This is a genomic window from Pantoea sp. E956-1, assembly GCF_982223955.1.
Map to the genome: position 1 here is coordinate 1,032,553 of NZ_CEUYZP010000001.1, position 17,508 is coordinate 1,050,060.

Below are 17,508 nucleotides of genomic sequence, written 5' to 3' on the forward strand. Positions count from 1 at the left end.
AACAGCCCTTACTTCATTAAAGGTGTAATGACGCTAAACGCAATATTTCGTTCTGCGTGGTCGTTTTGGTATCAACTATGCCTGCTACCAGACCATTACTCATTACCAGAATACGATCGGTAATGCCTAACAGCTCCGGCATTTCGGATGAGATAATAATGATGCCCTTTTCTCTTTTCGCCAGCTCAGCAATCAGCTGGTAAATTTCGAATTTCGCGCCAACATCAATACCCCGTGTGGGTTCATCAAGCATCAGGATTTCAGGCTGGGTCAATAACCAGCGGCCAATAATCACTTTTTGCTGGTTACCGCCCGAAAGCGAACCAATCTGAGTATGGTGGCCTGGCGTTTTTACGCGCATTGAATCGATCACCCATTGGGTATCACTCTTCATGCGTTTATTATCCAGCAGTCCCATACTGTTTTTATATTTTTTGATATTGGAAATAAGCGAGTTAAAGCCAATATCCAGATAAGCATAAATACCGGTTGAGCGACGCTCTTCAGTCACCAGCGCAAAACCGTGATTAATGGCTTCATTAGCGCTGTGATTATTAATCGGTTTGCCATGCAGTTTAATGGTGCCGCCCGATTTTTCGCGAATGCCAAACAGCGTTTCGACGATATCGGTACGTTTGGCGCCCACCAGCCCGGCAATGCCGAGTATCTCCCCTTTACGCAAATCAAATGAGATGTCACGAATCGATGGCTGACGCAGTGACGTCAGATGACGCACCTCAAGAATCGTCTCGCCTGGCACGTTGGTACGGTCAGGGAAACGCTGGTTCAGTGAACGGCCGACCATCATGGAGATGATCTTATCCATATCCAGCCCTTCCAGCGGCTGAGAGGTGATCCACTGACCATCACGCAGAATAGTGATCTCATCGCACAGCTGGAAAATCTCTTCCATTTTGTGCGAAATATAAACAATACCACAACCGCGATCTTTCAGCTTACGAATAATCGTGAACAGGTGATTAACCTCTTTCTCGGTTAACGAGGAGGTCGGCTCATCCATAATCACAATTTTCGCGTCGTAGGAAAACGCTTTGGCAATTTCAATCATCTGCATCTGCGATACAGAAAGATTGGCAACTTTGTCGCGCGGATCGATATCAATATCCAGCTCGTCAAAAATCGCTTTGGTATCCCGGTACATTTTATCCTGATCGACAAAGAAGCCTTTGCGTGGATAACGTCCAAGCCACATGTTGTCCATCACGGTACGTTGCAGGACCAGGTTTAATTCCTGATGCACCATCGAAACGCCATTTTCCAGCGCCTCTTTGGAGCTTTTATAGTCGATCTCTTTACCCTGAAACAGGATACTGCCGGTATCTTTTTTATAAATACCAAACAGGCATTTTAATAAGGTGGATTTCCCGGCACCGTTCTCGCCCATTAATGCATGAACAGAGTGAGGCCGCACTTTTAAATTCACATTATCTAACGCTTTAACGCCGGGAAATGATTTTGAGACATCCGTCATTTCCAGCAAATATTCTCGCTGCGCGGTCGTATTATCACTGGCCATATTTTACCTGGCTAAAAAACGGTGGTGACATAAAAAAGGCGCGACAGCGGTCGCGCCCGTAATCGATCTTATTTCACGAACTGAGACAGATTTTCTTTATCAACCGGCACGTAAGGAACGCGGACGATCTTATCGACCATTTTGAAGTTTGTTCCGTCGGTTGCTGCTTTGCCGTTCGCCAGGTTGTTGGCAATATCCAGCGTTGCTTTCGCCTGGTTTTCCGCATCATTGAGCACGGTACCGGCCAGCGCACCCGATTTCACCAGTGCCAGCGCTTCAGGCAGGGCATCGACACCAAAGACAGGAATTGAGGTCATGTTGTGCGCTTTCAGCGCTTCAACGGCGCCCATCGCCATCGCATCGTTGTTGGCAATGACGACTTCGATTTTTTTGGCGTTCGGGCCTGACAGCCACGCATCCATCTTATCTTTGGCCTGCGCGGTATCCCACATTGCCGTATCCATCGCTAACTGCTGGGTTTTCAGACCATCTTTGTTCAGGGTGTCGATCACATATTTGGTACGGGCTTCTGCATCAGGATGGCCCGGCTCGCCTTTCAGCAGCACGAACTGAATCTGACCATCTTTATTCAGATCCCACGCTGGTGTGGCTTTCCAGTGCTTCTCAATCAGCTGACCCTGAATGATGCCGGACTCTTTCGAGTCGGTACCAACATAGTAAGCTTTGTCATAACCGGCCAGCACTTTGGCGTTAGGTTCTTTGTTGAAGAAGACCACTGGCACGTCGTCGGCACGTGCTTTGTCGACGATGACGGCAGCCGCTGCCGGATCTACCAGGTTAATCGCCAGCGCTTTCACGCCTTTCGCCATCAGCACGTCAACCTGATCGTTCTGTTTGGACTGGTCGTTCTGTGAGTCATTCATCAGCAACTGCACGCCACCGATTGCTTTCGCTTCTTTCTCGATGTCTTTGCGCACCATTGACATGAAGTTGTCATCATATTTGTAAATGGTCACGCCGATACGGGTGTCAGCTGCGTGAGCGGTTGCACCAAACATCATGCTGGCAACCAGTGCTGTAAGCGTGAAAACCTTCTTATTCATGGTATCTCCGGTTTTATTATGCAGGGTCTTTTTAGCGCTACCGCGCCACAGAGGCGGGAGAGCAATCGGTAAAACAGATCGGCGCGTCGGTTAACGTAATGAGGATGTTAAGCCATCGAACACCGTCTAAAACCTGACTTCCCTGTGCCTGAATGCTTCCATGAAGAGGGTATAAACCCTTTAACCGGCTACTGAGACCACAACTGATGCCGTTACACTGGCGTTACATAATGTTTCAGTCCGGTAAGACGCTGCCATCATAGTGAGAGCAATGTTAATTAACTGTGAATGTAATCACAGATTGAAAACGGTTACATGCCTGAATCACCTGAATTAGTGACGGACTCCACATTTTGCCGCTGCGCCACCGAATGACGCCGCACCAGCGTGGGCATAAAGATGTGCGTTGCCGTGTCATCCAGCAGTCCGGCTGCGCCCTGCAGAGCCAGTTCAGTGGCGATTTTTGCCATTGATACAATGGGATAGCGTACTGTGGTTAACTGTGGATCGGTGTAACGGGAGATGGGGATATCATCAAAGCCAATGACAGAAAAATGCTGTGGCACCTGAATGCCGTTGTCTTTCAGCGCAGTAAGTGCGCCCGCCGCCATGCCGTCGTTATAGGCAAACACCGCACTGAGGTTGAGATTGCGCCCCAGCAGTTCCACCATCGCCGCTTCACCGCCCTGCATATCGGGCTCTGCGCTGGCTATCCAGCTCTCCTGCGGCCGTATGCCCTGCTCTGCCATCGCCTGTATCCACCCTTCACGGCGCTGCGCGACATCCTCAATCGGATGACTGGAACAGAGATAGCCAATGCGGCTATGTCCCTGTTGTAACAGGGTTCTTGAGGCCATTAATGCACCCGTGACGTTATCCAGACTGACACTGCGGTGTTCAAACCCGGGTACGATGCGGTTAATCACCACCATGCCCGGAACATGCCGCATAAAATCCGCCAGCTCAGCGTCAGGCAGCGTTTTCGCGTGCACTACCAGGGCGCTGCAACGCTGACGAATCAGCACTTCAATGGCATGACGCTCTTTCTCTTCCTGATGCCAGGAGTTGCTGATTAATACATGTTTGTGCACGCGCTGCGCCACGGTATCTACCGCTTTAACCAGTGCACCGAAGAAGGGATCCGAAACATCCATCACCACCACGCCAATGGTGTCACTGACCTGCGTCGCCAGCGCCTGCGCATTGGCGTTGGGGCGATAGCCCAGCGCGTCCACCGCCTGTAACACGGCGTCGCGGGTGTCAGAGGTGACGGCGCTGCTCTGATTGAGGACGCGCGACACGGTCGCCACCGACACGCCAGCCTGACGGGCAACATCACGAATTGTTATCATGCAGCAGTTCCACAAAGGAAAAATAAGGCATCACGCCGGGTTGAACACCGGCGCTATTTTGTCAGGGGCAGGAGGCGTACAGCGTGAATTGCGTCACATCAATGAAAACGGTTACATACAATTCTGTAACCTTTGTGATGGCGGTCATTATCTGGCGTTGTCAGTGATGCGCGATTTACCGGCTGAGATCAGCGTGAGTCGCCGCCACAGCCACTCCAGCGGACCCTGTGCGAAGAAATGTAACCAGATGAGTGAAAACAGGATATTGATGAGCCAGACAGCAGGCACCATCAGCACCAGTTCCAGCCGGGTAAAATGCATATAGAAGCCGAAGCGATAGAACAGCGTGGTGCAGATCAGCGATTGCAGCAAATAGTTGGTCAGCGCCATGCGTCCCACGCACTGGATAGCATAGCTGATACGCCAGCGCGCTATCTGCGGCCAGTAGGCCAGGCAGAGCGCGGCATAGCCCAGGCTAATCAGCGGGCTGGCGAGATCGCGCGGGGCTTGCAGATAAAAAGCGGTCCAGCGGAATTCCCAATGTAACAGCCATTGCGCTGCTACACCGGCCACCGCAAGGGAGAATCCCATCGTCAGCAACAGCGCCGCCGCCTGACGGTAGTGGCGGAGAGGAAATTCCCCGGTCAGCCAGCCGCTGCGCAGCAGTGCGGCACCGATCATCATCAGGCCCGCCAGCTGCCAGCCATACTGCGCTGCCAGCGCCATCAGCCCTGACGAGAGATGGTCCAGCCGGTTCTGTATTGCTTCCCAGCCGCCAGTCAGTTTCCAGTACTGTTCATATTGCAGATCGGCAGCACCTGGCAGCCAGGATCGGGTCGGTTCAGGCTCGGAGATCGACCCAAACACCAGCAGTACACCGCAGCCCACCAGATAGAGCAGAATGCCGGTATTCATCAGGCTGCGGGTAGAAGGGACATCGCGCACCACCCGCCAGACCACCAGCCCGATGATGCCGTAATCCAGCAGGATATCGCCCTCCCAGAGAAAGACGCCGTGCAGAAAACCGATCAGCACCAGCAGTGAGAGCCGGGCAGTCAGCCAGCGGCTGCCCCGCGGCAGCTGCATTTGCAGACCTGCGCCAAACAGCAGTGCAAACAGGGTGAGGAATTTGAGTTGAGCAAAGCCGTCAGAGAGCGCCCATGTCCAGACATCGGAGAGGCTGACGCTGCCCTGCCAGGCCGGATTGAGGTAGGCGGCAGAAGGCAGGCCAAAGCCGACAATATTGAGCAGCAGAATGCCGAGAATGGCACATCCACGAATGAAATCCAGCGCGTGATAGCGTTGCATGCGGCACCCTGCATTGATGAAGCGGGCAACATTATGCGCCCGCCGTAGACTCAACTATGGCGCACCGCGCGCAAAAATTCCTGGCGGGTATTCTGGCTGGACTTGAACAGGCCACCCAGAGAGGTCGTCGTGGTGGCGCTGGTGGCATCTTTTACGCCACGCGCTTTGACACAGTAATGCACCGCATCAATAGAAACAGCCACATTGTTGGTGCCCAGCAGCGTCTGCAGTGCAACCAGAACCTGCTGCGTCAGACGCTCCTGCACCTGCGGGCGCTGGGCAAAGAACTGCACGATACGGTTGATTTTCGACAGGCCAATCACTTTTTCTTTGGGAATATAGGCGACAGTGGCTTTGCCATCGATGATCACAAAGTGATGTTCACAGGTGCTGGTCAGGGTGATGTCACGCACGGTCACCATCTCATCAACCTTCATTTTGTTCTCAATGACGGTGATTTTCGGGAAGTTGGCGTAGTCGAGACCGGAAAAAACTTCATCCACATACATTTTGGCGATGCGATGCGGCGTTTCCATCAGGCTGTCATCTTCAAGATCCAGATTCAGCAGCTGCATAATCTCGGTCATGTGCACGGCAATCAGACTTTTACGCGTGTTGTCATCTATATCGCGCGTCGGTGCACGTAACGGCGTTTCCAGTCCACGCGCCAGCAGCGCTTCGTGAACCAGGGCAGCTTCCTGACTTAAGGTGCTCATCGTACTCTTCTCCGGCTGGTGTTGCGCCCACAAGCTTTTGCCTGCGGGCCCTGTAATCAGGCGCGTATTGTGAAACTTTCTTTGCGGGGAATCCAGCAATCAATCAGATTGGTGATGAAAGCTTTTCACCTGGTTCGCCGCCACACCAGCAGGCCGGCCCAGACCAGGCTAACTCCGGCAACCCACAGGGCAGGCTCCAGCCGATGTAACAGGGCGGTGGAGAGAAAAGAGAGCAGCGGGCCGACCAGTTGCCCGATAGCATAACCGGTGGTCAGCAGACCCGCCATGTAGCGCAGATGATTGGGTGCCAGTTCACGGGCGCAGAGCAGCGACAACTGCACCACGCTGAGGAAACCGCCCCCCACCAGCAACGCACCGGCCAGCAGGCCGCTAAAGCCTGGCAGCAGCGCAGCGGCAAATACGCCCAGGGCCTGCGCCCACAGCACCAGCGCCAGGCGGACGTGGCTGTGCCCCCAGCGACGCGTGAGGATCCCCAGCAGGATGCCGATCATCGCCGCACCGCCAAAAATCGGCCAGACAAACTGCGCAAAGATGCCATCAGGAAACCGCGTCGCGGCCATCTGCGACAGAAAGGTGGCGGGCAGAATATAACCAAAGCCCGCCAGACTGTAACTCAGCACCAGACGTTTAAGGTTGCGATCCAGCACCAGCGGCTCGGGTGCCTGATCCGGGCGGTGCAGTTCGCCCCGTCGCGGCAGATTACGGGTAATCAGCGCAATCAGCAGTAGCGCCAGCGTACCGTAAGCGGCCCAGGCCAGACCGGCTGATACCTGCAATGTGTGCAGCGCCACGCCCAGCAGACCGCTGACAAAAATGCCGCAGCCTGGCCCGGCGAAAACAGCCGCTGACAGGCCTGCCCGGCCATGGCGATGCAGTTGTTCATTGCTCCAGGCCGCCACCAGTACCATCGCCCAGCCGCTGGCCCAGCCAATCAGAAAGCGGATTGCGCCGTGCAGCCACGGTCCGCTGGCCAATGCTGAGAGCAGGGTCAGGATCACCGGGCCCCATACGCCCGCCTGCAATCGCAGCTCAACCCGCCGGTGCGCGCGCATGGCATCAAATGAGCCACACAGATAGCCAAGATAGTTGAGCGCCGCGACCAGGCTGGCACTGGTGAGTGTCAGTTGGTGTGCCTGAATCATCAGTGGCACCTGCGGCGTAAAGGCAAACCGGCCAATGCCCATCGCGACAAATAAGGTTAAAAACGCGCTGAGCGCGACGCGTAACGCCATTGCTGAACTCCTGTTGTTCTGCCCTGAGATCTCTTCTGACTTGCTAACAGCATGCAGGATGATTAAACTCACAGAAAGTGAATAATATTAACCAACTTGTTTACGGAAAGAGAAGATATGGATTTAGTTCAGCTGCGTATGTTCTGTTCCGTCGCCGAAACGGGTTCTCTGGCGCGCGCAGCAGAACAACTGCATCGCGTCCCCTCTAATCTCACCACGCGGCTGCGTCAGCTGGAAGAAGAATTGGGTGTGGATCTGTTTATTCGTGAGAAGCAGCGCATTCGCCTGTCGCCGATGGGCCATAATTTTCTGAATTATGCGCAGCGTATTCTGGCATTAAGTGAAGAAGCGATGAGCATGACCCGCACCGGCGAACCGGCGGGCAACTTTGCGCTGGGCTCCATGGAGAGTACCGCAGCGACCCGCCTGCCCGGCCTGCTCGCCGCCTATCACCAGCGCTTTCCTAAAGTGGCGCTGTCGCTGATTACTGGCACCTCGGGCGAAATCATCGATCGGGTCCGCGAAGGCACCCTGGCCGCCGCACTGGTGGATGGCCCGGTGTCCCATGACGATCTGAATGGCTGCATCGCCTTTCGCGAAGAGATGATTCTGATCACCGGGCTGGATCACGCGCCTATCAGCACCGCGCGCGACGTGCAGGACGATACGCTGTTTGCCTTTCGCAACAGTTGCTCTTACCGGGTGAAGCTGGAGAGCTGGTATCGCGACAGCCAGACCGCGCCCGATAATGTGATGGAGATTCAGTCTTATCACGCCATGCTGGCCTGCGTGGCCGGCGGTGCAGGCGTGGCGATGATCCCGGCCTCGGTGCTGAAGCAGATGGCGGATCGGTCACGGGTGCAGGCGCATACCTTACCCGCGGCTTATCGCGACACCGCCACCTGGCTGATGTGGCGACGCGACGCCTTTACCCCGAATGTTGAAGCACTGAAATACCTGATTATTGAACAATTTGACGATCGTCCGCTCAACGATGAGCTGATTTACCCGTTACAGGCGGCGGAATAAACGTTCCCCGCTATGTTTAAGAGCCTGACCCACCAGGTTCTGAATCATCACGACCACCCGGCGCCACTGCGCGTCACAATCTGACTGGAAGAGGGATTGCATGAATATGATCAAAACCCGTGCCGCTGTTGCCTGGGCTGCTGGCGAACCGCTGAAAATCGAAGAAGTCGATTTAATGCCACCGCAGAAAGGTGAAGTGCTGGTACGTATCGTCGCGACCGGCGTTTGTCATACCGACGCCTACACCCTGTCCGGCACCGACCCGGAAGGCGTTTTCCCGGCGATTCTTGGCCATGAAGGCGGCGGCATCGTCGAAGCCGTAGGCGAAGGCGTGACCAGCGTTGAAGTGGGTGACCACGTGATTCCGCTCTACACGCCGGAGTGTGGCAAATGTAAATATTGTCTTTCGGGCAAAACCAACCTCTGCCAGGCGATCCGCACCACCCAGGGCAAAGGTTTGATGCCGGATGGCACCACCCGCTTCTTTAAAGATGGCAAACCGATTTTCCACTATATGGGCACCTCGACCTTCTCGGAGTACACGGTAATCCCGGAGATCTCGCTGGCGAAAATCAGTAAAGAAGCGCCGCTGGAAGAAGTGTGTCTGCTGGGCTGTGGCGTCACCACTGGCATGGGCGCGGTGATGAACACCGCCAAAGTGAAAGAAGGCGACACCGTGGCGATCTTCGGTCTCGGCGGCATTGGCCTTTCTGCGGTCATCGGCGCGAAAATGGCGAAGGCGGGCCGCATCATTGCTATCGATCTCAACACCAGCAAATTCGATCTGGCACGCAAACTGGGTGCCACCGATCTGATTAACCCGAAAGATTACGACAAGCCGATTCAGGATGTGATTGTCGAGCTGACCGACGGCGGCGTGGATTTCTCGTTTGAATGCATTGGTAACGTCAACGTGATGCGTTCCGCGCTCGAGTGCTGCCACAAAGGCTGGGGCGAGTCCGTGATTATCGGCGTCGCCGGTGCCGGTGAAGAGATCTCCACCCGTCCGTTCCAGCTGGTTACCGGTCGCGTCTGGCGCGGTTCCGCGTTTGGCGGCGTCAAAGGCCGTTCACAGCTGCCGGGTATTGTGCAGGATTACCTCGACGGTAAATTTGCGCTGAACGACTTCATCACCCATACCATGCCGCTGGAAGAGATCAACGACGCCTTTGATTTGATGCACGAAGGAAAATCGATTCGCTCGGTCGTGCATTTTAACAAGTAATCAGGAGGCGTTATGGCATCCACTCTGGAGCTACTGGAAGAACACCGTATTTTTGGCGGCTGGCAGCAGCGCTGGCGTCATCAGTCTTTGCTGCTGAACTGCCCGATGACCTTCAGCATCTATCTGCCCACCCCGCACGGTGATGCGCCGCCGCCGGTGGTCTGGTTTCTGGCCGGGCTGACCTGCAACGATGAGAACTTCACTACCAAAGCCGGCGCACAACGGGTTGCGGCGGAACTGGGTCTGGTGCTGATTATGCCGGACACCAGCCCGCGCGGCGAAGGCGTTGCGAATGATGAGGGATACGATCTGGGTCAGGGCGCGGGCTTTTATCTCAATGCCACTCAACAGCCCTGGGCCAGCCATTTCCGTATGTTCGATTATCTGAGCAGTGAGTTACCCGCCCTGATTGCGGATAACTTCAAGGTCAGTGAACGTCAGTCGATTATGGGTCACTCCATGGGCGGACACGGCGCGCTGATGCTGGCGCTGCGTCTGGGTAACCGCTTTGCCTCGGCTTCCGCCTTTGCACCAATTGTGAATCCGATGCAGGTACCCTGGGGCCAGAAAGCGTTTAAGGCCTATCTGGGCGATGATCGTGCGGCATGGCGGGAATATGACAGCTGCCAGCTGATGGCGGAGGTGTCGCATCGGCTGCCGATGCTGATCGATCAGGGCGACAGCGACCAGTTCCTGGCCGATCAGCTGCAACCTGAGCGGTTAGAAGACGTCGCGAATGAGGTGGGCTTCCCGCTGACGCTGCGCATTCAGCCGGGTTATGACCATAGTTACTTCTTTATAGCCAGCTTTGTGGAAGATCACCTGCGCTTCCATGCGCAGCATCTGCTGGCGTAAACCATCAGGGCCGCAATCGCGGCCCTGAACTTTTATGCATGCTGTGCTGGCAAGAACGTGGTCACAAAGCCAGCGTTCTGCCAGCCTGCCCTGTAAAACCCCTGTCCCAGAACAGTGATGCGCAGCGCCCCGCCGGAATGATACTTAATATCAGACCAGCGCCGGGCCAGTCAGCCCGTCGATCATCACCTGCGGAATACCGCGCGAGCAGTGTTCGATACGGCCATCGACGCCATACACCTTTGCCAGGGTGGCGGGCGTAATCACCTTATCCGGCTGCCCTTCTGCCACCAGAGTGCCCTGCTTCAGCATCAGAGCATGTTGAGCATGACGCAGCGCGATGTTGATGTCATGCACCACCACTACCGTCACAATGTTACGCTGGGCGGTTTCGCGTCGTACCAGATCCATGACGTGGAACTGGTAATTCAGGTCGAGCGCGCTCAGCGGTTCATCCAGCAGCAGCAGTGCCGGGCGACGGATCAGTGACTGCGCCAGCCCGACCAGCTGCTTCTGTCCACCGGAGAGCTGATCGAGGTAACGCATCGCCAGATGGGCAATGCCCAGTTGCTCCAGCAGATGCATGATTTCCGCTTCGCTGCTGGCGCTGTGCAGGCCACCGGAGGCACGCTGCGCCACGATGATCGACTCCAGCACATGCAGATGCACGCCCGCAGGCAGCGACTGTGGCAGATAAACCACATTTTTCGCACGCCGGGCAAACGGCTGGGTCATGAGATCTTCACCGTTGAGCCACATCTCGCCCCGGCCTTTGTTCAGCCCGGCCAGTGCCCGCAGCAGCGTCGATTTACCACAGCCATTCGGCCCCAGCAGCACAGTGATTTCACCGCGCGGCAACGGCGCCACGTTGAGATTTTCAATCACTTTTTGTTTTGGGTAACCGGCACTGAAGCCGCGTAAGGTCAGACCCTGTTCCATCATATCGTCCCCCGATGACGCAGAATAATACTCAGGAAGAACGGCACGCCAATCAGTGAGGTGACAATGCCAACCGGGATGATCACACCGGGGAGCAGATTTTTCGAGGCGACCGACGCCAGCGACAGCACCAGCGCGCCGACCAGCGCACTGGCAGGCAGATAGAAACGGTGATCTTCACCAAACATCATGCGGGCGATATGAGGTGCGACCAGGCCGATGAAGCCGATCGGGCCGACAAAAGCCACAGCCAGCGCCGAGAGAATACTGATGCGCAGTAAGGTCGTCAGACGCAGACGACGCACGTCTATGCCAAAGCTCACCGCGCGGTCTTCGCCCAGACGCAGCGCCGTCAGTTTCCAGCTGCTCATCATTGAAAACGGCACCAGAATGGCCAGCGCCACGGTCAGCACGCCCAGCTTCTCCCAGGAGGCACGCGCCAGGCTGCCCATGGTCCAGAACACCAGGCCCTGCAGGGTATCTTCGCTGGCGATGAACTGCATCATGGATACCAGAGCGTTAAAGGTGAAGACCAGCGCGATACCGAACAGCACCACGCCCGCCGAAGAGACCTGAGTCCAGCGGGTTACGGCATCCAGCATCAGCGCGGCAAACAGGGCAAAGACAAAGGCGTTGGCAGAAATTAACCACTGATCGGGAATGCCGGGAATACCCACGCCGAGGATGATGGCCAGCGCGGCACCAAACGCCGCCGCCGATGAGACACCGAGGGTAAACGGACTGGCCAGCGGGTTATTCAGGATGGTCTGCATTTCTGCGCCCGCCAGACCCAGCGACAGCCCGACCACCAGCGCCATCAGCGCATAGGGCAGACGAATGTCCCAGACAATGACGCGCGTGCCGGCATCAACGCTCTCGGGGCTGAGCAGCGTATTCCACAGCGTTCCAAGTGAGAGTCCCGCCGGACCCAGCGTGAAGTCGAGGATCAGTGAGGCGAGTATCGCCAGCAGCAGCACGCCAATCCAGATTAAGCGGCGGCGCAACACCTGATGATAGTTCTGCATGGTGTGGTGAAGCGTCTCTTCCCCCGCCAGCAGCGAAGTTTCGGTAGTCATGTTTGAACCCTGTGTGGCTATCACGTCAGAAAACGCAGCCACAATAGTGCAGGTGATAATAATTATCAATTCGTGAACATAAGCGAGACGTGAAAAAACAGTAAGAAACGGTGTTGCAGGCGGGAGAATGGCACAGGAGCCTGCGCCTTTCGCAAAGACGCAAAACCCGCCATCTCTGGCGGGTTTTGTGCGGGCGATGACGCAGGGCTAATCTTTGTGAACCGGAAACTCCATCTCGCTGTACTTCACAAAACGGCTGCCGCGCGTCAGCTTGTAGCCGAACCAGATAATCAGGAACAGCGGAATGCCGATGTAGGTTGCCGCCACGCCGTACCAGTCGATGCTGTCGTTGAGGAATGCCTGGTAGTTCTGACCCAGCGTGATGATCAGGCAGAGCACAAAAGCGAAAATCGGACCCAGCGGGAAGAAGCCGGAACGGTAAGGCAGATCGTTCAGGTCACGTCTCTGGGCGACATAGCCCCGACGGAAGCGATAGTGACTGATGGCAATACCCAGCCAGGCGATAAACCCGGTCATGCCTGAGGTATTCAGCAGCCACAGATAGACTTCCTGATTACCAAATTTTGAGGTCAGGAAGCACAGCCCAGCCACCACGGTGGTGGCCCAAAGGGCATTACGTGGAACGCCGCCTTTAGAGAGCTTCGCGAAAATCCGTGGCGCTTTACCTTCGCTGGCCAGGTTATAAAGCATACGCGTTGACGCATACATCCCGGAGTTACCCGCTGACAGCACAGCCGTCAGGATCACCGCATTCATGACGGCGGCGGCAGAGAGCAGACCGGCGTTCTGGAACACCAGCGTAAACGGACTGACGCTGATATCGTCGATATCATTGTGCAGCAACTGCGGATCGGTATATGGCAGGATCAGGCTGATAATCAGGATAGCGAACACATAGAACAGCAGGATACGCCAGAAAATCTGCCGCACAGCGCGCGGAATATTTTTCGCCGGATCTTCAGATTCGCCCGCCGCGATACCGATCAGCTCGGTGCCCTGGAAGGAGAATCCCACAATCATCGCCACCCCAATCATGGCCGCAAAGCCGCCCGCAAACGGCGCGTCGCCCACCTGCCAGTTCTGCCAGCCCGCATGCTCAGCACCGCGCATAATGCCGGTGATCATCAGCACGCCAATGATGATAAAGATAATCACGGTGGCCACTTTAATCAGCGAGAACCAGTATTCCGCCTCGCCAAAGCCTTTGACCGAAATGTAGTTGAGCAGGAACATCAGCCCCAGGAACAGCGCGCTCCAGATCCAGCCAGGCGTGTCGGGGAACCAGTAGTTCATCACCAGCTGGGACGCTACCAGGTCAACCGCGATGGTCACCGCCCAGTTGTACCAGTAGTTCCAGCCGAGTGCGAAACCAAAGCCCTCTTCGACATATTTTGCGCCGTAAGTGGCGAAGGAACCCGATACCGGCATGAACGCAGCCAGTTCGCCGAGGCTGGTCATCAGGAAGTAGACCATCAGGCCGATGAGGATATAGGAGAGCAGTGCTCCGCCGGGGCCAGCCTGAGCGATGGTGGCACCAGAGGCGACAAACAGGCCGGTACCAATGGAGCCGCCGATGGCGATCATCGTCAGGTGACGGGCTTTTAACGCACGTCGTAATGCAGGTTGTTGTGTTGTATTTGAGTCATTATGCATGTGTTAACGCTACGCTGGGTAAAAATGAGGCGCGATTGTAGCAGCCAGATCGCCTCTGTATAGCGAATGCCAACCTGTTATTAGTTAACTTCATGATCGCGCCGGAATTATTAGTAATTACTCGCGACAATAGGAAAAAAACCGCGTCAGTGCTTTGGAAATATGCTTCTGCCGGTGGTGGATGCGATAGAGCGTGCGGATAAGACGCGGCAGCGGAATCGTCAGTTCAACCAGCGTGCCCGCCTCCAGCAGATCGGCAATCACCCGGCGCGAAAGACAGCTGATGCCCATGCCGTGCCGCACCGCATGTTTAATCGCCTCGGAATTGCCCAGTTCCATGCCCAGCTGAAAACTCGGCAGATGCGACAGCAGCAGATAATCGACAATTTCACGGGTGCCGGAGCCGCGTTCGCGCAGGATCCACGGGGCGTCAGCCAGGGTTTGCAGCGTCACCGGCTGTTGCAGAATCGCCGCGTCTGGCGCGGCAAACACCACCAGCTCATCATCCAGCCAGGGTTCACTGACCAGCTCGGTCATATGACATGGCCCTTCAATCAATCCGACATCAACGCGGAAATCGGAAACCGCCTGAATCACATCCTGACTGTTGCCGACACTCAACTCCAGCGGCAGGCGGGGAAAATCGCGACGATAAGCGGCCATCATGCCTGGCAACAAATAGTTACCGATAGTGCTGCTGGCGAAGATGCGGATCGCACCGTTATCCTCTTTAAACAGCTGCTCGATCTCGCCCGCCTGCTCCAGCAGCCCCACCGCACGCGGATAGAGCAGCCGGCCATGCTCATTCAGCACCAGTCGTTTACCGACCCGGTCAAACAGTTGCACGCCGATCTGACTCTCCAGATCGGACAGCGCTGCACTCACCGCCGACTGCGACAGCGCCAGCAGTTGCGAAGCCTGAGTCGTTGAACCGCTCTTAAGTACTTCGGTAAATACTTCGATTTGCCGCAGCGTAATGTGCATCGTCGCCTCTTAACTCAGTGAATGCCTGACCAGGTAAATGATTAACGCCAGCCAGATCAGCCCTATCGCCACCAGCCAGCCTGCAATCTTTTTGCCGCGCGAACGTTGAGACTGCGCCCGCTCGCTGCTGCTGATGCGCACCTCTCGCGGCAGTAAACGCAGCAGCACCATGACGCCCGTCGGGATAATCACCGCGTCATCCAGCAGACCGACAAACGGGATCACATCCGGAATGAGATCGATCGGGCTGATGCCATAGGCAACCAGCCCCAGCATCCCCAGCTTATTCCACCAGGGTGTGCGGGGATCGCGGAAGGCGAACCACAGCACAAACACATCTCTTTTGATCAGCGTCGCCCAGCGGCGCAGACGCGAAACTATCATGATTGCTGCCTTATCGTTTATTCTGGTTAATTATAAATATATTATCAATTTCACTTTTATGCCAGCAGACGCCATGATCGGGTCTCAACCAGGAGGAGTGACCATCATGACTGAACTGAGCATCGCTAAATCGCATCATCCCGTTCCGCTCTGGATCCCGGGTCTGCTGCTGACCGCCGTGATTGCCGGGGCAGCCAGCTGGCTGGCGCAGCAACCGGTGATTGCCGCCCTGGGGCTGGGTTCACTGACCCTTGCGATTATGCTGGGCATCCTGGTCGGCAACAGTATCTATTCGCCGCTGGCGTCACGCTGCGACAACGGCGTACTGCTGGCTAAACAGAAGCTGCTGCGGCTGGGGATCATCCTGTTTGGCTTTCGCATCACTTTACAACAAATCGCTGACGTCGGTTTCAGCGGCATCCTGATTGATGCGCTGACCCTGACCAGCACCTTCCTGATAACCTGCCTGCTGGGCATGCGGCTGCTGAAGCTGGATCGCGACACCGTCTGGCTGATTGGCGCGGGCAGCAGTATCTGCGGTGCGGCGGCTGTACTGGCGACCGAGCCGGTGGTGAAAGCCGCGCCGTCAAAAGTCGCGGTGGCTATCGCGACCGTGGTGCTGTTCGGCACGCTGGCGATCTTTATCTATCCGCTGCTGTGGCCGCTGGCACATGAGCTGTTCCCGGGGCTGAGTGCGGCGCAGTTCGGGGTTTTCACCGGCTCAACCATCCATGAAGTGGCGCAGGTGGTGGCCGCCGGACACAGTATCAGCCCGGAAGCTGAGAACAGCGCGGTGATTGCCAAAATGCTGCGGGTAATGATGCTGGCCCCCTTTCTGCTCTGCCTGAGTGCCGTGATACGCGGTAAACCTCAAGGGAACAACGCGCGTCAGGCGGTGACGTTTCCGTGGTTTGCCCTGCTGTTTATTGCCGTCGCGCTGTTTAACTCGCTGCAACTGCTGCCTGGCGCGGTCGTAACCACGCTGAATCAAGTGGCGGGTCTGCTGCTGGCGATGGCGATGGCGGCGCTGGGATTGACCACCCGTTTTGGGGCGTTGCGTGACGCGGGCGTTAAACCGCTGCTGCTGGGTGCGCTGGTATTTGGCTGGTTAATCGCGGGCGGCGGTGCAATCAATCTGCTGGTGCAACATTTCATGGGCTAGCGGCATCGGGTATCATGCCGTCTCATCCGAGCATAGCCCCAGGAGAAAGGCATGAAATATATCGGCGCACACGTGAGTGCGGCAGGTGGCGTGGATCAGGCAGTGATCCGCGCCCATGAAATAGAAGCCACCGCCTTTGCCCTCTTTACTAAAAATCAACGTCAGTGGAAGGCCGCTCCGCTCTCCACTGAGGTGATTGATGCTTTTCGCGCCGCCTGCGAGACGTACAAATTCAGTCCGCAGCAAATCCTGCCGCACGACAGTTTCCTGATTAACCTGGGCCATCCGGTTGAAGAGGCGCTGGAGAAATCCCGCGCAGCTTTTATTGATGAACTGCGACGTGCTGACCAGCTCGGCCTGACTTTGCTGAACTTCCATCCGGGCAGCCATCTGCATCAGATTGATGAGGAGGCCTGTCTGAAGCGGATTGCGGAGTCGATCAACATCGCCCTCGACCAGAGCCAGAACGTCACCGCCGTTATTGAGAATACCGCCGGTCAGGGCAGTAATCTGGGTTTCCGCTTTGAGCATCTCGCCACCATTATTGAGCATGTCGAAGATAAGTCGCGCGTCGGCGTCTGTATTGATACCTGCCATGCCTTTGCCGGCGGCTATGATCTGCGTACCGAAGCGGATTGCGAAGCGACCTTTGCTGAGTTTGAGCGCATTGTCGGCTTTAACTATCTGCGCGGCATGCACCTTAACGATGCTAAAAGTGCGTTTGACAGTCGCGTCGACCGTCATCACAGCCTGGGTGAAGGCAATATCGGCAAAACAGCGTTTAGCTGGCTGATGAAAGATCCGCGGTTCGATGGCATCCCGTTGATTCTGGAAACCATTAATCCCGATATCTGGAAAGATGAGATTGCCTGGCTGAAAGCCGAACAGCAGGGATAGAAAAGGGAGCCAGCTGGCTCCCTGTTATTTTCACTTCAGCAGATTATGCACTT

16 protein-coding genes are annotated in these 17,508 nt (G+C 56.0%); 5 read left to right on the forward strand and 11 right to left on the reverse strand.

Annotation, left to right across the window (positions count from 1 at the left end):
* Window positions 1-16: 16 nt before the first annotated feature.
* The 6 genes from mglA to AC0T7J_RS05105 form a co-directional block, all read right to left on the reverse strand.
* Window positions 17-1,537: a galactose/methyl galactoside ABC transporter ATP-binding protein MglA gene (gene mglA / locus AC0T7J_RS05080; protein ID WP_473792591.1), complete on the reverse strand. Its 1,521-nt coding sequence runs from the start codon at window positions 1,535-1,537 to the stop codon at window positions 17-19.
* 68 nt (window positions 1,538-1,605) lie between these two features.
* Complete coding sequence (gene mglB, locus AC0T7J_RS05085; protein WP_473792593.1) at window positions 1,606-2,601, reverse strand: galactose/glucose ABC transporter substrate-binding protein MglB; 996 nt, start codon at window positions 2,599-2,601, stop codon at window positions 1,606-1,608.
* A 311-nt stretch (window positions 2,602-2,912) separates the two neighbouring features.
* Window positions 2,913-3,953 carry an HTH-type transcriptional regulator GalS gene (gene galS, locus AC0T7J_RS05090; protein ID WP_473792595.1) on the reverse strand — a complete coding sequence of 347 codons (1,041 nt, stop codon included), beginning with the start codon at window positions 3,951-3,953 and terminating at the stop codon, window positions 2,913-2,915.
* Between the two features lie 147 nt (window positions 3,954-4,100).
* Window positions 4,101-5,261 (reverse strand): DUF418 domain-containing protein YeiB, encoded by a 1,161-nt coding sequence (gene yeiB, locus AC0T7J_RS05095; protein ID WP_473792597.1) that lies wholly within the window; start codon window positions 5,259-5,261, stop codon window positions 4,101-4,103.
* Window positions 5,262-5,311: 50 nt separating this feature from the next.
* On the reverse strand, window positions 5,312-5,977 hold the full coding sequence (gene folE, locus AC0T7J_RS05100) for a GTP cyclohydrolase I FolE (RefSeq protein ID WP_473792599.1): 666 nt from the start codon (window positions 5,975-5,977) through the stop codon (window positions 5,312-5,314).
* 125 nt (window positions 5,978-6,102) lie between these two features.
* Window positions 6,103-7,230, reverse strand: a complete 1,128-nt coding sequence (locus AC0T7J_RS05105) for a YbfB/YjiJ family MFS transporter (protein ID WP_473792601.1) — start codon at window positions 7,228-7,230, stop codon at window positions 6,103-6,105.
* A gap of 117 nt (window positions 7,231-7,347) precedes the next feature.
* On the opposite strand from AC0T7J_RS05105, the gene ptrR reads away from it, so the two are divergent.
* From ptrR to fghA, 3 genes are all read left to right on the forward strand, one after another.
* Complete coding sequence (gene ptrR / locus AC0T7J_RS05110; RefSeq protein ID WP_473792602.1) at window positions 7,348-8,259, forward strand: putrescine utilization regulator PtrR; 912 nt, start codon at window positions 7,348-7,350, stop codon at window positions 8,257-8,259.
* Between the two features lie 100 nt (window positions 8,260-8,359).
* Window positions 8,360-9,484, forward strand: coding sequence for an S-(hydroxymethyl)glutathione dehydrogenase/class III alcohol dehydrogenase (locus tag AC0T7J_RS05115; protein WP_010248270.1), 1,125 nt, complete (start codon window positions 8,360-8,362; stop codon window positions 9,482-9,484).
* 12 nt (window positions 9,485-9,496) lie between these two features.
* Window positions 9,497-10,339 (forward strand): S-formylglutathione hydrolase, encoded by an 843-nt coding sequence (fghA, locus tag AC0T7J_RS05120; RefSeq protein WP_473792604.1) that lies wholly within the window; start codon window positions 9,497-9,499, stop codon window positions 10,337-10,339.
* A 150-nt stretch (window positions 10,340-10,489) separates the two neighbouring features.
* Here fghA and AC0T7J_RS05125 read toward each other — a convergent pair whose 3' ends face one another.
* The 5 genes from AC0T7J_RS05125 to AC0T7J_RS05145 form a co-directional block, all read right to left on the reverse strand.
* Window positions 10,490-11,278 (reverse strand): ABC transporter ATP-binding protein, encoded by a 789-nt coding sequence (locus AC0T7J_RS05125; RefSeq protein ID WP_473793185.1) that lies wholly within the window; start codon window positions 11,276-11,278, stop codon window positions 10,490-10,492.
* Window positions 11,278-12,354, reverse strand: a complete 1,077-nt coding sequence (locus AC0T7J_RS05130) for a FecCD family ABC transporter permease (RefSeq protein ID WP_473792606.1) — start codon at window positions 12,352-12,354, stop codon at window positions 11,278-11,280. Before AC0T7J_RS05130 ends, AC0T7J_RS05125 begins: the two co-directional genes overlap by 1 nt.
* A 207-nt stretch (window positions 12,355-12,561) precedes the next feature.
* Window positions 12,562-14,028: an amino acid permease gene (locus AC0T7J_RS05135; RefSeq protein ID WP_473792608.1), complete on the reverse strand. Its 1,467-nt coding sequence runs from the start codon at window positions 14,026-14,028 to the stop codon at window positions 12,562-12,564.
* A gap of 117 nt (window positions 14,029-14,145) precedes the next feature.
* Complete coding sequence (yieE, locus tag AC0T7J_RS05140) at window positions 14,146-15,012, reverse strand: DNA-binding transcriptional regulator YeiE (RefSeq protein WP_473792610.1); 867 nt, start codon at window positions 15,010-15,012, stop codon at window positions 14,146-14,148.
* A 9-nt stretch (window positions 15,013-15,021) separates the two neighbouring features.
* Window positions 15,022-15,396, reverse strand: coding sequence for a YkvA family protein (locus AC0T7J_RS05145; RefSeq protein WP_473792612.1), 375 nt, complete (start codon window positions 15,394-15,396; stop codon window positions 15,022-15,024).
* Window positions 15,397-15,502: 106 nt separating this feature from the next.
* Here AC0T7J_RS05145 and AC0T7J_RS05150 point away from each other — a divergent pair, with 106 nt between their 5' ends.
* Both AC0T7J_RS05150 and nfo read left to right on the forward strand, forming a co-directional pair.
* Window positions 15,503-16,558 (forward strand): YeiH family putative sulfate export transporter, encoded by a 1,056-nt coding sequence (locus AC0T7J_RS05150; RefSeq protein ID WP_473792614.1) that lies wholly within the window; start codon window positions 15,503-15,505, stop codon window positions 16,556-16,558.
* A gap of 51 nt (window positions 16,559-16,609) precedes the next feature.
* A complete protein-coding gene (nfo, locus tag AC0T7J_RS05155) occupies window positions 16,610-17,455 on the forward strand; it encodes a deoxyribonuclease IV (RefSeq protein WP_473792616.1) in 846 nt (281 codons plus the stop codon).
* Window positions 17,456-17,508 lie beyond the last annotated feature (53 nt).

What these genes read in the sequence shown, in the direction of transcription:
- mglA (WP_473792591.1), bottom strand. Translation starts at nt 1,537, where the DNA reads ATGGCCAGTGATAATACGACCGCGCAGCGAGAATATTTGCTGGAAATG.
- mglB (WP_473792593.1), bottom strand. Translation starts at nt 2,601, where the DNA reads ATGAATAAGAAGGTTTTCACGCTTACAGCACTGGTTGCCAGCATGATG.
- galS (WP_473792595.1), bottom strand. Translation starts at nt 3,953, where the DNA reads ATGATAACAATTCGTGATGTTGCCCGTCAGGCTGGCGTGTCGGTGGCG.
- yeiB (WP_473792597.1), bottom strand. Translation starts at nt 5,261, where the DNA reads ATGCAACGCTATCACGCGCTGGATTTCATTCGTGGATGTGCCATTCTC.
- folE (WP_473792599.1), bottom strand. Translation starts at nt 5,977, where the DNA reads ATGAGCACCTTAAGTCAGGAAGCTGCCCTGGTTCACGAAGCGCTGCTG.
- AC0T7J_RS05105 (WP_473792601.1), bottom strand. Translation starts at nt 7,230, where the DNA reads ATGGCGTTACGCGTCGCGCTCAGCGCGTTTTTAACCTTATTTGTCGCG.
- ptrR (WP_473792602.1), top strand. Translation starts at nt 7,348, where the DNA reads ATGGATTTAGTTCAGCTGCGTATGTTCTGTTCCGTCGCCGAAACGGGT.
- AC0T7J_RS05115 (WP_010248270.1), top strand. Translation starts at nt 8,360, where the DNA reads ATGAATATGATCAAAACCCGTGCCGCTGTTGCCTGGGCTGCTGGCGAA.
- fghA (WP_473792604.1), top strand. Translation starts at nt 9,497, where the DNA reads ATGGCATCCACTCTGGAGCTACTGGAAGAACACCGTATTTTTGGCGGC.
- AC0T7J_RS05125 (WP_473793185.1), bottom strand. Translation starts at nt 11,278, where the DNA reads ATGGAACAGGGTCTGACCTTACGCGGCTTCAGTGCCGGTTACCCAAAA.
- AC0T7J_RS05130 (WP_473792606.1), bottom strand. Translation starts at nt 12,354, where the DNA reads ATGACTACCGAAACTTCGCTGCTGGCGGGGGAAGAGACGCTTCACCAC.
- AC0T7J_RS05135 (WP_473792608.1), bottom strand. Translation starts at nt 14,028, where the DNA reads ATGCATAATGACTCAAATACAACACAACAACCTGCATTACGACGTGCG.
- yieE (WP_473792610.1), bottom strand. Translation starts at nt 15,012, where the DNA reads ATGCACATTACGCTGCGGCAAATCGAAGTATTTACCGAAGTACTTAAG.
- AC0T7J_RS05145 (WP_473792612.1), bottom strand. Translation starts at nt 15,396, where the DNA reads ATGATAGTTTCGCGTCTGCGCCGCTGGGCGACGCTGATCAAAAGAGAT.
- AC0T7J_RS05150 (WP_473792614.1), top strand. Translation starts at nt 15,503, where the DNA reads ATGACTGAACTGAGCATCGCTAAATCGCATCATCCCGTTCCGCTCTGG.
- nfo (WP_473792616.1), top strand. Translation starts at nt 16,610, where the DNA reads ATGAAATATATCGGCGCACACGTGAGTGCGGCAGGTGGCGTGGATCAG.